A 13,838-nucleotide genomic window follows, 5' to 3' on the forward strand; every position below is an offset into this window, starting at 1 on the left:
CCGCGCCCTTCTTTCACTGCACGTTACTCACCCTGTCGGGCGGCATCGAGCTCGAAGGCCGTGTGCAGCGCACGCACGGCCAGCTCCAGGTACTTCTCCTCGATGACCACCGAAACCTTGATTTCGGAAGTGGAGATCATCTGGATGTTGATGCTTTCCTTGGCCAGGGCCTCGAACATGCGGCTGGCTACACCGGCGTGCGAGCGCATGCCGACACCAACGATGGACACCTTGGCGATCTTGGTATCGCCCACCACCTGACGCGCACCGATCTCGCTGGCGGTCTGCTCCAGCACGGCCAGAGCGGCCTGGTAATCGTTGCGGTGCACGGTGAAGGTGAAATCGGTGGTGTTATCGTGAGAAACATTCTGCACGATCATGTCGACTTCGATGTTCGCCCCGCTGATCGGGCCGAGGATCTTGAAGGCCACGCCGGGGGTGTCTGGCACGCCACGGATGGTCAGCTTGGCTTCATCGCGGTTGAAGGCGATGCCGGAAATGATCGGCTGTTCCATGGATTCCTCTTCGTCAATGGTAATGAGGGTGCCCGGACCCTCCTGAAAGCTGTGCAGGACGCGCAGCGGGACGTTGTACTTGCCGGCGAATTCCACCGCGCGAATCTGCAACACCTTGGAACCGAGGCTGGCCATTTCCAGCATTTCCTCGAAGGTGATCTTGTCCAGGCGCTGAGCCTGGGCAACCACGCGCGGATCGGTGGTGTAGACACCATCGACGTCGGTGTAGATCTGGCATTCGTCGGCCTTCAGCGCAGCCGCCAGGGCAACGCCGGTGGTGTCCGAGCCGCCGCGCCCCAGGGTGGTGATGTTGCCGCTTTCGTCGACCCCCTGGAAACCCGCCACGACCACCACTCGGCCGGCCTTGAGGTCGGCGCGGATCTTCTGGTCGTCGATCTGCAGGATGCGCGCCTTGTTGTGCGCGCTGTCGGTGAGGATGCGCACCTGATTGCCGGTGTACGACACCGCATCGACGCCGCGCTTGATCAGGGCCATAGCCAGTAGCGCGATGGTGACCTGCTCGCCGGTGGAAACGATCACGTCCAGCTCGCGTGGTACCGGCTGGTCGCTGATCTGCTTGGCCAGGGAAATCAGGCGATTGGTCTCGCCACTCATGGCCGACAGCACGACCACCAGGTCATCGCCAGCATCGTGGAATTTCTTCACTTTGTCGGCGACCTGTTCGATACGCTCGACAGTGCCCACCGAGGTGCCGCCAAATTTCTGTACGATCAAAGCCATTTCAAAGCCGCCTCAGCCCGTGAAGGGCGCCCATTAAATACAACACCGGGCTCGTCGCGAAAGGCACGAGCCCTGGCGAGGGTTGAATCAGTTCGCGTTTTCCACGAACGGCACGGCCAGGGCCAGTGCAGCGTCCAGGGCGCTGGCGTCGACGCCGCCGCCCTGGGCCATGTCCGGACGACCACCGCCCTTGCCGCCGACGGCTGTCGCCGCCTGCTTCATCAGGTCGCCGGCCTTGAGCCGGGCCGTCAGGTCCTTGGTCACGCCGGACACCAGCACGACCTTGTCGTCGTGCACGCCGCCGAGCAGGATCACGGCCTGGCCCAGCTTGTTCTTCAGTTGGTCGACCAGCGCAAGCAGTGCCTTGCCGTCCTGACCGTCGATGCGTGCAGCAAGGACCTTCACGCCCTTGACCTCGACCGCCGAGGCGGACAGGTCGTCGCCGGCAGCGCTGGCGGCCTTGGCCTGCAACTGTTCCAGCTGCTTTTCCAGGGCACGGTTGCGCTCGATGACTGCCGAGAGCTTGTCGATCAGGTTGTCGCGGCTGCCCTTGACCAGCTGCGCGGCTTCCTTGAGCTGCTCTTCGGCCTGGTTCAGGTAGTTCAGGGCGGTCGCGCCGGTGACCGCTTCGATGCGGCGCACGCCCGAAGCCACACCGCCTTCGCTGGTGATCTTCAACAGGCCGATGTCGCCGGTGCGCTTGGCGTGAATGCCCCCGCACAGCTCCACCGAGAAATCGCCACCCATGGTCAGCACGCGTACGGTGTCGCCGTATTTCTCGCCGAACAGCGCCATGGCGCCTTTCTTGCGCGCCTCGTCGATCGGCATCACTTCGGTCTGCACCGGGGTGTTCTTGCGGATCTCGGCGTTGACGATGTCTTCCAGCGCCTTGATCTGCTCGGGCTTGATCGCCTCGAAGTGGCTGAAGTCGAAGCGCAGGCGCTGACTGTCGACCAGCGAGCCTTTCTGCTGCACGTGATCGCCCAGCACCTGGCGCAGAGCCGCGTGCAGCAAGTGGGTCGCGGAGTGGTTCAGGCCGGTGGCCCGCTGCAGGGTTTCGTCGACCACGGCACTGACTTCGACACCGACCGCCAGGTCGCTGAGCACGGCCACGCCGTGGTGCACAAAGGCGCCGCTGGTCTTGGTGGTGTCGCGCACGTCGAAGCGCGAACCGCCGGCCAGCAGGTAGCCACGGTCACCGACCTGGCCACCGGATTCGCCATAGAACGGCGTCTGGTCGAGGATGACCACGCCCTCCTCGCCCTCTTTCAATACGTCGACCGCGACACCGTCCTTGTACAGCGCAATGACCTTGCCATTGCCGTGATTGGCGTCGTAGCCCAGGAACACGGTGGGTACATCGACCTTGATCAGGCTGTTGTAGTCCATGCCGAACGAGCTGGCCGAACGGGCGCGTTCGCGCTGTGCGTTCATTTCGCGCTCGAAACCGGCCTCGTCCAGGGTCAGCTCGCGTTCGCGGGCGATGTCACCGGTCAGGTCCATCGGGAAGCCGTAGGTGTCGTAGAGCTTGAACACCACATCGCCCGGCACGACGCTGCCCTTGAGCTCGGCCAGATCCTGTTCGAGGATCTTCAGGCCCTGCTCCAGGGTCTTGGCGAACTGCTCTTCCTCGGCCTTGAGCACGCGTTCGATGTGCGCCTGCTGGCTTTTGAGTTCCGGGAAGGCATCACCCATCTCGGCCACCAGGGCGGCGACGATCTGGTAGAAGAAGCTGCCTTGGGCACCCAACTTGTTGCCGTGACGGCAGGCCCGGCGAATGATGCGGCGCAGCACGTAGCCACGGCCTTCGTTGGACGGCAGCACGCCGTCGGCGATCAGGAAGCCGCAGGAGCGGATGTGATCGGCCACGACCTTGAGCGAGGCCTGGCCCTGGTTGGCGCAGCCGATGGCGCTGGCCGAGGCTTCGAGCAGGCTCTGGAACAGGTCGATTTCGTAGTTGGAATTGACATGTTGCAGGACCGCGCTGACCCGCTCCAGGCCCATGCCGGTGTCCACCGACGGCGCCGGCAGTGGGTGCAGAACCCCGTCGGCGGTGCGGTTGAACTGCATGAACACGTTGTTCCAGATCTCGATGTAGCGATCGCCGTCTTCCTCGGGCGAGCCGGGTGGGCCACCCCAGATGTCGGCGCCGTGGTCGTAGAAGATCTCGGTGCAGGGACCGCAAGGGCCGGTGTCACCCATGGTCCAGAAGTTGTCGGACGCATAGGGAGCGCCCTTGTTGTCGCCGATGCGAACCATGCGCTCGGCCGGCACGCCGATTTCCTTGGTCCAGATATCGTAGGCTTCGTCGTCGCTGGCGTAGACCGTGACCCAGAGCTTTTCCTTGGGCAGGTTCAGCCACAGCTCGGACGTCAGGAACGTCCAGGCATAGGTGATCGCGTCACGCTTGAAGTAATCGCCAAAGCTGAAGTTGCCCAGCATCTCGAAGAAGGTGTGGTGGCGGGCGGTGTAGCCGACGTTTTCCAGGTCGTTGTGCTTGCCACCGGCGCGTACGCACTTCTGGCTGCTCACGGCACGGGTGTAGGCGCGCTTCTCCTGGCCCAGGAAGCAGTCCTTGAACTGGTTCATCCCCGCGTTGGTGAACAGCAGGGTTGGGTCGTTGCCCGGGATCAGGGAGCTGGAGGCGACTCGGGTGTGGCCTTGCTCCTCGAAGAAGCGAAGGAAGGCTTCACGGATTTCTGCGCTTTTCATAGGTTCTTCCACGACAGGCTGCGGCCAGAGGCCAGTGCGCACGCCCGACGGGCGATGCGACGGCAAAGGGCCGCATTATATAGGCCCTGCGGCCTGGGTACAGTGTGTTTATACGATTGGTCCACTCAATTGGACAGCAAAGCGTTCAGCTGCGCGCGAAATCGGCGAATACACCGACGACCTGCTCGATCTGCTGCGCATCGACACCCAGATGGGTGACCATGCGCAGCCGCGGTGCGGCCGTCACAGTGACGCCACGGGCGGCTGCGAATTCCTTGAACGCGCCGGCGCGCGCATCCAGGTGCACGTAGACCATGTTGGTCTGCACCGGCTCGACGGTGTAACCCTGTCCCTGCAGTCCCTCGGCCAACCGCGCGGCATGGGCATGATCCTGCGCTAGGCGCTGTACCTGGTGATCCAGTGCGTAGAGCCCGGCCGCGGCCAGGACCCCGGCCTGACGCATGCCGCCGCCGACCATCTTGCGCAGGCGCCGCGCCTTGGCGATGTAGGCTTGCGAACCGCACAGCACCGAACCGACAGGTGCGCCAAGCCCCTTGGACAGGCACACCGAGACCGAATCGAAATACTGAGTGATCTCACCGGCCGGCACACCCAGCTTGACCGCAGCGTTGTACAGCCGGGCGCCGTCCAGGTGCAGTTGCAGGCCCTGCACGCGGGTGAAGTCGCGGGCCTGGGCCAGGTAGCTCAGCGGCAATACCTTGCCCTGCATGGTGTTTTCCAACGCCAGCAAGCGGGTGCGGGCGAAATGGAAATCGTCGGGCTTGATCGCCGCCTTGACCTGATCCAGGTCCAGCGTGCCGTCAGGCTGGAATTCCAGGGGCTGGGGCTGGATGGAGCCGAGCACGGCAGCCCCGCCGCCTTCGTATTTGTAAGTGTGGGCCTGCTGCCCGACGATGTACTCTTCGCCACGTTCGCAGTGGGCCATGAGGGCGAGCAGGTTGCTCATGGTGCCGCTGGGCACGAACAGCGCCGCCTGGAAACCCAGACGGGTTGCCAGCTCGGCTTCGAGGCGGTTGACCGTCGGGTCTTCGCCATAGACATCATCGCCGGTCGGTGCTGCGTGCATGGCCGCGAGCATGCCGGGCGTGGGCTGAGTAACGGTGTCACTGCGCAGGTCGATGATGGACATGATGGCCTCGGGTTCGTGTCAGCTTCTATTACTGCGGGTTGCGCGGCCACGAATCAAGCCTTGTCGAAACAATTGTCCAGGCCGCTGTTCAGCGCGTCCGCAAGTATGTTACAAAACTCGCGCCGCCCCATGGGGGGGTGGCAAACGTTCTCAGGGCGGGGTGCAACTCCCCACCGGCGGTGATGACGCGCAACGCGTCGAGCCCGCGAGCGCTTGTGAGCCGGTAACGGCCTGCAAGGTCAGCAGACCCGGTGTGATCCCGGGGCCGACGGTCATAGTCCGGATGAAGAGAGAACGGGATTGCGACACCTTCAAAAGGCCAACGCAGGGCCGTGCCATACGCATGTACCCACAGATCCCCTTCGATCCACATGCCCTGTTTTTTTCTTGAACAGGAATGAACCGATGCAACCCACTGCAATTGATAGCAAGAGCCACACCCACGAACGGATCGCTTTCGTCCAGGCTTGCTGGCACAAGGATATTGTCGATCAGAGCCGCAAAGGTTTCGTCGGAGAAATGCGCGCGCTGGGTTATCAGGAAGCCGATATCGACTTCTATGAAGTCGGCGGCGCCTTCGAAATCCCCCTCCACGCCAAGCTGCTGGCCAAGACCGGCCGCTATGCCGCCGTGGTCGGCGCGGCCCTGGTGGTGGACGGCGGTATCTACCGTCACGAGTTCGTCGCCCAGTCGGTGGTCAGCGCGCTGATGCAGGTGCAGCTGGAAACCGAAGTACCGGTATTCTCGGTGGTGCTGACCCCGCACCATTTCCACGACGGCGAGCAGCATCACACCTACTTCTTCAACCATTTCCTGCACAAGGGCGCGGAAGCCGCGCGCACCGTGGCCGATACCGTGCAGAAGGTACGGGCCCTGCGTCGCCTGCAGCAGCAACAGAAAAGCGCTTGAGGCTCAGGCCTGCGCCGTCGGCACGATGAGAATGCCGGCGCGCAGGCCATTGGCAACCTTGGGGTTGGGGAAGATGATGCGCGCCCCCTGCTCTTCCACGACCCAGCGCTGCTCACGACCGTCCTCGGCCAGCAGATAGCCGGGGGCCAGTTCGGTGAAATTCTCGATATCGTCGTCCAGATGCAGACGGAAGGCATCCGTGTGCTTGATGATTTCGCGCGAAACCGAAAACAGCGCCAGCTCATCCAGAGGCTGTTCGAGGTCCGTCTCGACCCCCTCGATCAAGTGCCGCAAGCTGGCCTCCAGACGACTCAGATCAACCTCGGCGTTGTGCCCGAACGGCCTGGCCTTGCCCAGCTCCAGGGTGAAGGCTTCGGCGTCGAGCTGCTCGTAGGTGAACGCGCTGAACGTGATGGAAGGCTTGTTCTGCAGTAACACGGCGCGCATGCCTGCCGTCTGCAGGCGCGCCAGTTCCTGCCGGGAATGCTCACGGCCCTGCTTCCAGGGATAGAGGGCGAACTGCTCGATCCGGGAGCCACGGATGGCGGTGTGCAGGTCGTAGTGCAGACGCGTGCGCTGCGGCAGGCTGAAGAAGGTCGTGGCCAGGCGTTCCAGTTCGCAGGCACGCAGGGCTTCGTTGCCGCTGACAGCATCGTGTCGGCCGTTGAACAGTCGGTTGACGTCGCGCTCGATGTAGCGGACGCCACGGCGCATCGCTTCGGGATTGCCGAACAGGAACAGGATGCGTGCGCGGGGAACCAACTGGCCGCGGGCGATGGCCTGAACAAGCGTGTCGAGCAATTCGATGGGCGCGGTTTCATTGCCGTGCACACCGGCCGACAGCAGCAAGTCGAGGCCGCTGTCGGTGTTGGCCGCGGGGCGCACTTCCAGGGCGCCTTCCCCGAGCCAGCGCAGGCTGACGCCGCCGGTGGTCAGCTGGATCTTCTGCGCCGGCTCGCGGCCGGCCAAGGTCAAGTCGAGCAGTTTGCCAAGAGCGAGCATGGGGCGGCGTCCCTGAAGGATGGAGTTTTAGTGGTTGCAGTCCGGACCGTGAACGTGACCGTCCTCTTCTTCGGCGCCCGCATCGGCCGGTTCCATTTCCAGCTGCAGGCTGACCAGGTTGGTCGCCAGGGGTCGCAGCAACAGGTTGGCGTATTCGGCATCGCCTTCTTCGACGTCCACGCCGATCAGCAGCTGGCCACGGCCGTCGTGCTGGATCCAGACTTCCTTGCCCTGCCAGACCACGCAGAAGCGGGTGCAGGAGGTTTCCAGTTGGGTGCCGTCGGTGTCTTCGAGAATCAAGCGCAGGGCGTCGGACATACAGTTACCTCAATGATATTCAGTGTTGAAAAAATGGTCAGCGCTGGAAAGGATAGACCGAACCCAGTGCCAGGATCCGAGTCAGCTCGTCCAATGCCTCGCGGCATTCGATCAGCAGTTGCGGGTCAGCCATGTCGGCCTCGACCAGGCGGTCGCGGTAATGCCGCTCGACCCAGTCGTTCAGCGTTTCGTACAGCGCAGGCGTCAGGATCACGCCAGGGTTGACCGCTGCCAGCTCCTCGGGCTTGAGCGCCACGCGCAGTCGCAGGCAGGCCGGCCCGCCACCATTGCGCATGCTTTGCTTGAGGTCGAACACCTTGACCTCAGCAATGCCGGTGCCTTGCCCGGTCAGGCGCTCCAGATAACTCCAGACCCGCGGGTTGGCGCGGCATTCTTCCGGGACCACCAGCAGCATGCTGCCGTCGGCACGGCTGAGCAACTGGCTGTTGAACAGGTAGGTGCGCACGGCGTCGTCCACCGAGACCTCGGCGCGGGGCACGCCGATCGCCTGCAAGCGCCCGCCACGCGCAGCGAGCTTGGTCTGCAGTTCGGCCAGCACGCGGTCGCTGTCGAGGAACGCGTCCTGGTGGTGGAACAGCAACTCGCCATTACCGACCGCGATCACGTCGTTGTGAAACACGCCCTGATCGATGACGTCCGGGTTCTGCTGGGCGAACACCACGCCCTCCTCGCCCAGCCCATGCAGCCGGGCCACGGCCTGGGACGCTTCCAGGGTCTGGCGCGCGGGGTACTTCTGCGGCGCGGGCAGGCGCGCGTCGAAGGCACTGCGACCGTAGACGAAGAATTCCACCCCGGCCTCGCCATAGTCCCGGCACAGGCGGGTGTGGTTGGCGGCGCCCTCGTCGCCGAACTGGGCAACGGCAGGCAGCGCCTGGTGATGAGCGAAATAGGTCGGGTTGGCGAACATCGCCTGCAACACACGGCTTGTGGTGGGGTGCTCGATGCTGCGGTGGAACTTGCAGTTGAGGTTGGCGGCGGTGAAATGCACGCGGCCATCGGCGGTGTCCGCGCTGGGGCTGACGGTCGCCGCGTTGGCAACCCACATGCTCGACGCCGAGCAACTGGCCACCAGCAGCGGCATGGCGTCGCGCGCGGCTTGGGCGATCACCTCGGCATCGCTGCCGGTGAAGCCCAGGCGCCGCAATGCGGCCACATCGGGACGCTCCTGAGGCGCCAGCACACCCTGGGTGAAGCCCAGCTCCATCAGCGCCTTCATCTTGGCCAGGCCCTGACGCGCCGCTTCGCGCGGGTTCGAGCCTTGCTGGCTGTTGCTCTGCGACGCCACGTTGCCGTAGGACAACCCACCGTAGTTGTGGGTCGGCCCCACCAGGCCATCGAAATTCACTTCACAGGGTTTCATCGGTTCGGCTCCGTGGATCTGTTCTTGTACGCAACGTTGCAACGACGTTCTACAGCGTGATGCCCGGACTCAGGGTCGCCGGCAGACTGAGCGCAGGGGTTTCCAGCGAGGCCACCGGATAGGCGCAATAGTCGGCGGCGTAGTAGGCGCTGGCGCGGTGGTTGCCGGACGCGCCGACACCGCCGAACGGCGCGCTGCTGGCGGCGCCGGTCAGTTGCTTGTTCCAGTTGACGATACCCGCCCGGCTGCGCAGCCAGAATTCACGATAGCGTTGTTCGGAATCCGAGAGCAGCCCTGCGGCCAGCCCGTATTGGGTGGCGTTGGCCTCGGCGATGGCGGCATCGAAATCAACGTAGCGCACCACTTGCAGCAGCGGGCCGAACAGCTCTTCGTCCCGTCGACCGTGGGCTTGGGTGACGTCGAGGATACCGGGGGTGAGCAAGGCCGCGTCGGCCCGTGGCTGGGTCATGCTCAGCAGGCTGACCGCGCCGCTGTTCAGCAGGTGTTCCTGCGCCTCGAGCAGCGCCTGCGCCGCTTGCAGCGAGATCACCGAACCCATGAAGGGCGCCGGCTGACGGTCGTATTCGCCGACTTCGAGGGTGGCGCAGACCTCTACCAGACGCTCGAGCAACCGGTCGCCCCACGCCCCGGCGGGTACCAGCAAGCGCCGCGCGCAGGTGCACCGCTGCCCGGCGGAAATGAACGCCGATTGGATAATGGTATAGACCGCCGCATCCAGGTCCTGGACCTGCTCGATCACGAGCGGGTTATTGCCACCCATTTCCAACGCGAGGATCTTGCCTGGCTGGCCAGCGAACTGCTGATGCAGCAGATTGCCGGTGGCACTGGAACCGGTGAAGAACAGCCCGTCAAGCCCGGCGTTGGCGGCCAGCGCCATACCCGTCTCGCGACCACCCTGCAGCAGGTTCAGCACGCCCGCTGGCAGCCCGGCTTCGGCCCAGCAACGCACGGTCAGCTCGGCCACCTTGGGCGTCAGCTCGCTGGGTTTGAACAGCACGCAGTTGCCGGCCAGCAGCGCAGGTACGATGTGGCCGTTGGGCAGGTGACCGGGGAAGTTGTACGGGCCGAACACCGCCACCACACCGTGGGGCTTGTGCCGCAGGGCCGCCGTGGCATCGGCCAGGGGTGCGCTCTTCTCACCGGTGCGCTCGGCGTGACTCTGAATCGAGATGGCGACCTTGTTGACCATGCTGGTCACTTCGGTGGCCGCTTCCCACAACGGCTTGCCGGTTTCTTCGCCAATGCACCGCGCCAGTTCGTCGGCGCAGGCCTTGAGCCGATCGGCGAACGCATGCAGCACGGCGATGCGCGCCGACAGCGGCTGGCTCGCCCAGTTGAAAAAGGCATGCCGCGCGGCCAGGACGGCTTGATCCACCTGGCTGGCGCTGGCACTGCGCCCTTGCCAGACCACGGCCTGGCCCACGGGATTGAGCGACGTCAGTTGTTCACCTTCACCTGCCAGCCACTGGCCATCGATGTACAGGGTATTCATCAGAGCACCTCCCGTGCTGGCGGGGTCATGGGCACTGCGCGCACCTGATCGCCCGCGCTCAGTTGCAGGCGGCGGGCGGTCAACGGATCGACCACCAGGGTGCCGGAGGCGAAACGCGCAGGGGCTGCGGTGATGCGGCACGCTTCGCGCTCGCGGTTGTAGATCAGGAACGGTGGCGCATCGTCACCTGGAGTGCCGATGGCCAGGACCAGGCTCTTGCTGTCGTGGACCGCGCGGATCTTGCTGGTTTCGCATTCCACGGCCGGGCCTGCGTCGAAGATGTCGACGTAACCCTGGTAACTGAAGCCTTCGGCCTTGAGCATGGTCAGCGCCGGCTCGGTGTCCGGGTGAACCTTGCCGATCACCTCCCGCGCCGCCGGTGACAGAAAGCAGCTGTACAGCGGGAACTTGGGCATCAGCTCGGCGATGAAGGCGCGGTTGCCAACGCCAGTGAGGTAGTCGGCCTGGCTGAATTCCATTTTGAAGAAATGCCGACCCAGGCTTTCCCAGAACGGCGAGCGTCCGTCGGCATCTGAAATGCCGCGCATCTCGGCAATCACCTTGCGCCCGAACAGCTCCGGAAACTGGGCGATGAACAGCAGCCGCGCTTTTGCCAGCAAACGGCCGTTCAGGCCCTTGCGGTAGCCCTCGCGCAGGAACAGCGAACACAGTTCCGAATTGCCGGTCAGGTCGTTGGCCAGGAACAGCGTGGGAATCTCGCGATAGATGTTCAGTTCCTTCGAGGCGCTGACCGTCAGCCCCACCCGGTAGTTGTACCAGGGCTCGCGCTGACCCACGGCGCCGGCGATGGCCGAAATGCCCACGACCGTGCCGTCGTCGTCTTCAAGGACGAACAGGTAATCGGCATCACCCCGCTCGGCTTCGCCACGGAAGGTTTTCTCGGCCCAGCCGACGCGGTGCGCCAGCCGCTCTTCGTTGGCTGGCAGGGTGGTCAGGCCGGGGCCGGTGCTGCGGGCCAATTCGATCAGCGCTGGCAGGTCGCTGCTGCGTACGGGACGAACGATCATGCTTTCTCCTCGAGCAGGCACCGCACGGCACCCGCAGAACTCGGCCTGTTCAACCAGGTATCAAACTGCAACCAGGCGCACGCTGGCGCCCTCGCCCACACCCAGCGCTTCGGCTGTCGCCAGATCCAGGCCGACCGGCTTGCCGGGCACCCAGTCGAGCTCCAGCAACACCGCGCGATAATCCTGCAGCAGCCCGTTGGAGACCAGATAGGGACGGCCCGGACCACCACGTTCATCGCTGGCCGCGACCAGCTTGACCGGGACCACCCGGCTGTGGGCGATGGAGCGAATGCCCGACACACGGGCATGCAGGGTCGGCCCGCCGTCGAAGATGTCGATGTAGTGATCGGTCTCGAAGCCTTCGCGCATCAGGATGTCGAACGTCACCTGGGCCCGTGGATGCACCTGGCCCATGGCCTCCTGGGCCTGGTCGGGCAGCAGCGGCACGTAGATCGGGTAGTGCGGCATCAGTTCGGCAAGAAACGTGCGACTCTTGATGCCGCAAAGGCGTTCGGCCTCGGCGTAGTTGAGGTCAAAGAAATTGCGGCCGATTGCGTCCCAGAAGGGCGAATCACCCTGCTCGTCGCTGTAGCCGACGATCTCGGTCACCACCGAATCGGCGAAGCGTTCCGGGTGGTTGGCCATGAACAGCAGGCGGGCGCGGGAGTTGAGTTCGGCCCAGATACTGCCCACCAGCTCGGGCACCACGTAGAAGCTGGTCAACAGGCTGTTGCCGGTCAGGTCGTGACACTGCGAAAGCACGTGAATCTTGTTGTGGATCTTCAGCTCGCGCGAAGCGTGCACGAAGGTTTCGTTGCGAAAACTGTAGAACGGTTCGGAGTAGCCGGCAGAGGCGACGATCGCCGAGCACCCCACCAGACGCTGGGTGGCCAGGTCTTCCAGCACGAAGAAATAGCTTTCTTCACCGTTGAAGCTGACTTCGGCGGCAAAAGAGGCTTCGGACTTGGTGATCTTGTCACTCAGCCGACCAGCATCGTCCGGCAGGGAGGTGACACCGATGGGGCTGTCGGCGGCCAGCCGCTGAACCTCGGCCAGGTCAGCCATTTGCGCAGGGCGCATTACCAGCATGGTGTCACTCCTTGTCCATTGAAGCAGGCGATTGAAGCGGTCGATTGCAGCGGTCGATTGCCAAGGCAGCGCCGGCCTGGGGCCAACGCTGCGAACAGGCCATTCAGGCCTGGGTCAAGTGCGCCACGGCGCGCTCGAAACGGTCCAGACCTTCATCGATGTCGGCTTCCTCGATGACCAGGCTTGGGGCAAAGCGCACCACGTCGGGACCGGCTTGCAGGATCATCAGGTCGTGCTGCTCGGCAGCATTGAAGAAGTCCTTGGCGCGTCCCTTCCAGGCGTCGCTCAAGGCGCAGCCGATCAGCAGGCCCAGGCCGCGCACCTCGGTGAACACGCCGTAGCGCTGGCCGATCTGCTCCAGGCGCGTCTTGAAGCGCTGGTGCCGGGCCTTGACGCCGGCCAGCACTTGCGGGGTGTTGACCACGTCGAGCACCGCCTCGGCGACGGCGCAGGCCAACGGGTTGCCGCCATAGGTGGTGCCATGCACGCCGACGGCGAAATGCTTGGCCAGGGCGTCGGTGGTCAGCATCGCGCCGATGGGGAAGCCGCCCCCCAGGCTCTTGGCGCTGGAGAGGATATCCGGGGTCACGCCGTAGTTCATGTAGCTGTACAGCTCGCCGCTGCGACCCATGCCGCTTTGCACTTCGTCGAACACCAACAGGGCATTGAACTGGTCGCACAGGGCGCGCGCGCCTTGCAGGTAGGCCGGGTCGGCAGGCACCACGCCGCCTTCGCCCTGAACCGGCTCCAGCACCACGGCGCAGGTCTTCTCGGACACCGCCGCTTTCAGCGCTTCGAGGTCGTTGTACGGAACGTGACGGATGCCGGTGATTTTCGGACCGAAGCCATCGGAGTATTTCGGCTGACCGCCGACGCTGACGGTAAACAGCGTGCGACCGTGAAAGCTATTGATGGCCGAAACGATCTCGTATTTCTCGGGACCGAATTTGTCGTGCGCCACACGCCGGGCCAGCTTGAAGGCGGCCTCGTTGGCTTCGGCGCCGGAGTTGCAGAAGAACACGCGGTCGGCGAAGGTGGCGTCGACCAGCTTCTTGGCCAGGCGCAGGGTCGGCTCGTTGGTGAAGACGTTGGACACGTGCCACAGCTTGTTGGCCTGTTCGGTCAACGCGCCGACCAATGCCGGGTGCGCGTGGCCCAGGACGTTGACGGCGATGCCACCGGAGAAATCGATGAGCTCGCGACCGGCCTGATCCCATACCCGGGAACCGGCACCGCGCACGGGAATGAAAGCGGCCGGCGCATAGTTGGGAACCATTACCTGGTCGAAATCGGCACGTTGCACGGGGGCTTGCTCAACGGACATCGGAGTCTCCTGTCAAGGAACGCTCAGCGCAAAATGGGCGAGCGATGGGGAATTGTAAGGACTGGTGCACGCGCGGCATTGCCGCCATGCGACAACTTGTTACAGCGCCAAACCGCCATTCTACGGGGGTTGTCGCGAATGCGACAAATAGGGATA

The 13,838-nt window shown here is 64.2% G+C and carries 11 protein-coding genes and 1 riboswitch; of the genes, 1 reads left to right on the plus strand and 10 read right to left on the minus strand.

All coding sequences use genetic code 11. The features are described 5' to 3' along the window. Positions 1-23 precede the first annotated feature (23 nt). The 3 genes from AC788_RS19245 to ltaE form a co-directional block, all read right to left on the minus strand. The gene (locus AC788_RS19245; protein WP_049862150.1) at positions 24-1,256 is read right to left on the minus strand and encodes an aspartate kinase; all 1,233 of its coding nucleotides are present in this window, start codon (positions 1,254-1,256) and stop codon (positions 24-26) included. Between the two features lie 87 nt (positions 1,257-1,343). Continuing rightward, complete coding sequence (alaS, locus tag AC788_RS19250; protein ID WP_049862151.1) at positions 1,344-3,968, minus strand: alanine--tRNA ligase; 2,625 nt, start codon at positions 3,966-3,968, stop codon at positions 1,344-1,346. A 145-nt stretch (positions 3,969-4,113) separates the two neighbouring features. After that, positions 4,114-5,118: a low-specificity L-threonine aldolase gene (gene ltaE, locus AC788_RS19255; RefSeq protein WP_049862152.1), complete on the minus strand. Its 1,005-nt coding sequence runs from the start codon at positions 5,116-5,118 to the stop codon at positions 4,114-4,116. Positions 5,119-5,260: 142 nt separating this feature from the next. Continuing rightward, a riboswitch (FMN riboswitch) is annotated at positions 5,261-5,418 on the plus strand. A 105-nt stretch (positions 5,419-5,523) separates the two neighbouring features. On the opposite strand from ltaE, the gene AC788_RS19260 reads away from it, so the two are divergent. Further along, complete coding sequence (locus AC788_RS19260) at positions 5,524-6,027, plus strand: 6,7-dimethyl-8-ribityllumazine synthase (RefSeq protein WP_049862153.1); 504 nt, start codon at positions 5,524-5,526, stop codon at positions 6,025-6,027. Positions 6,028-6,030: 3 nt separating this feature from the next. Here AC788_RS19260 and astE read toward each other — a convergent pair whose 3' ends face one another. From astE to AC788_RS19295, 7 genes are all read right to left on the minus strand, one after another. Then, positions 6,031-7,029 carry a succinylglutamate desuccinylase gene (gene astE, locus AC788_RS19265; RefSeq protein ID WP_049862154.1) on the minus strand — a complete coding sequence of 333 codons (999 nt, stop codon included), beginning with the start codon at positions 7,027-7,029 and terminating at the stop codon, positions 6,031-6,033. A 27-nt stretch (positions 7,030-7,056) separates the two neighbouring features. Then, on the minus strand, positions 7,057-7,347 hold the full coding sequence (locus AC788_RS19270) for a hypothetical protein (protein WP_043185377.1): 291 nt from the start codon (positions 7,345-7,347) through the stop codon (positions 7,057-7,059). 37 nt (positions 7,348-7,384) lie between these two features. Beyond that, positions 7,385-8,728 (minus strand): N-succinylarginine dihydrolase, encoded by a 1,344-nt coding sequence (gene astB / locus AC788_RS19275; protein ID WP_049862155.1) that lies wholly within the window; start codon positions 8,726-8,728, stop codon positions 7,385-7,387. A gap of 49 nt (positions 8,729-8,777) precedes the next feature. Beyond that, on the minus strand, positions 8,778-10,244 hold the full coding sequence (astD, locus tag AC788_RS19280; RefSeq protein ID WP_161804307.1) for a succinylglutamate-semialdehyde dehydrogenase: 1,467 nt from the start codon (positions 10,242-10,244) through the stop codon (positions 8,778-8,780). Continuing rightward, positions 10,241-11,269 carry an arginine N-succinyltransferase gene (astA, locus tag AC788_RS19285; RefSeq protein ID WP_049862157.1) on the minus strand — a complete coding sequence of 343 codons (1,029 nt, stop codon included), beginning with the start codon at positions 11,267-11,269 and terminating at the stop codon, positions 10,241-10,243. Before astA ends, astD begins: the two co-directional genes overlap by 4 nt. Before the next feature lie 60 nt (positions 11,270-11,329). Continuing rightward, complete coding sequence (gene aruF / locus AC788_RS19290; RefSeq protein WP_049862158.1) at positions 11,330-12,358, minus strand: arginine/ornithine succinyltransferase subunit alpha; 1,029 nt, start codon at positions 12,356-12,358, stop codon at positions 11,330-11,332. Positions 12,359-12,461: 103 nt separating this feature from the next. Then, the gene (locus tag AC788_RS19295; RefSeq protein WP_049862159.1) at positions 12,462-13,682 is read right to left on the minus strand and encodes an aspartate aminotransferase family protein; all 1,221 of its coding nucleotides are present in this window, start codon (positions 13,680-13,682) and stop codon (positions 12,462-12,464) included. Positions 13,683-13,838 lie beyond the last annotated feature (156 nt).

Source organism: Pseudomonas sp. RIT-PI-a, assembly GCF_001187875.1.
GTDB lineage: Bacteria > Pseudomonadota > Gammaproteobacteria > Pseudomonadales > Pseudomonadaceae > Aquipseudomonas > Aquipseudomonas coleopterorum.

What these genes read in the sequence shown, in the direction of transcription:
- AC788_RS19245 (WP_049862150.1), bottom strand. Translation starts at nt 1,256, where the DNA reads ATGGCTTTGATCGTACAGAAATTTGGCGGCACCTCGGTGGGCACTGTC.
- alaS (WP_049862151.1), bottom strand. Translation starts at nt 3,968, where the DNA reads ATGAAAAGCGCAGAAATCCGTGAAGCCTTCCTTCGCTTCTTCGAGGAG.
- ltaE (WP_049862152.1), bottom strand. Translation starts at nt 5,118, where the DNA reads ATGTCCATCATCGACCTGCGCAGTGACACCGTTACTCAGCCCACGCCC.
- AC788_RS19260 (WP_049862153.1), top strand. Translation starts at nt 5,524, where the DNA reads ATGCAACCCACTGCAATTGATAGCAAGAGCCACACCCACGAACGGATC.
- astE (WP_049862154.1), bottom strand. Translation starts at nt 7,029, where the DNA reads ATGCTCGCTCTTGGCAAACTGCTCGACTTGACCTTGGCCGGCCGCGAG.
- AC788_RS19270 (WP_043185377.1), bottom strand. Translation starts at nt 7,347, where the DNA reads ATGTCCGACGCCCTGCGCTTGATTCTCGAAGACACCGACGGCACCCAA.
- astB (WP_049862155.1), bottom strand. Translation starts at nt 8,728, where the DNA reads ATGAAACCCTGTGAAGTGAATTTCGATGGCCTGGTGGGGCCGACCCAC.
- astA (WP_049862157.1), bottom strand. Translation starts at nt 11,269, where the DNA reads ATGATCGTTCGTCCCGTACGCAGCAGCGACCTGCCAGCGCTGATCGAA.
- aruF (WP_049862158.1), bottom strand. Translation starts at nt 12,358, where the DNA reads ATGCTGGTAATGCGCCCTGCGCAAATGGCTGACCTGGCCGAGGTTCAG.
- AC788_RS19295 (WP_049862159.1), bottom strand. Translation starts at nt 13,682, where the DNA reads ATGTCCGTTGAGCAAGCCCCCGTGCAACGTGCCGATTTCGACCAGGTA.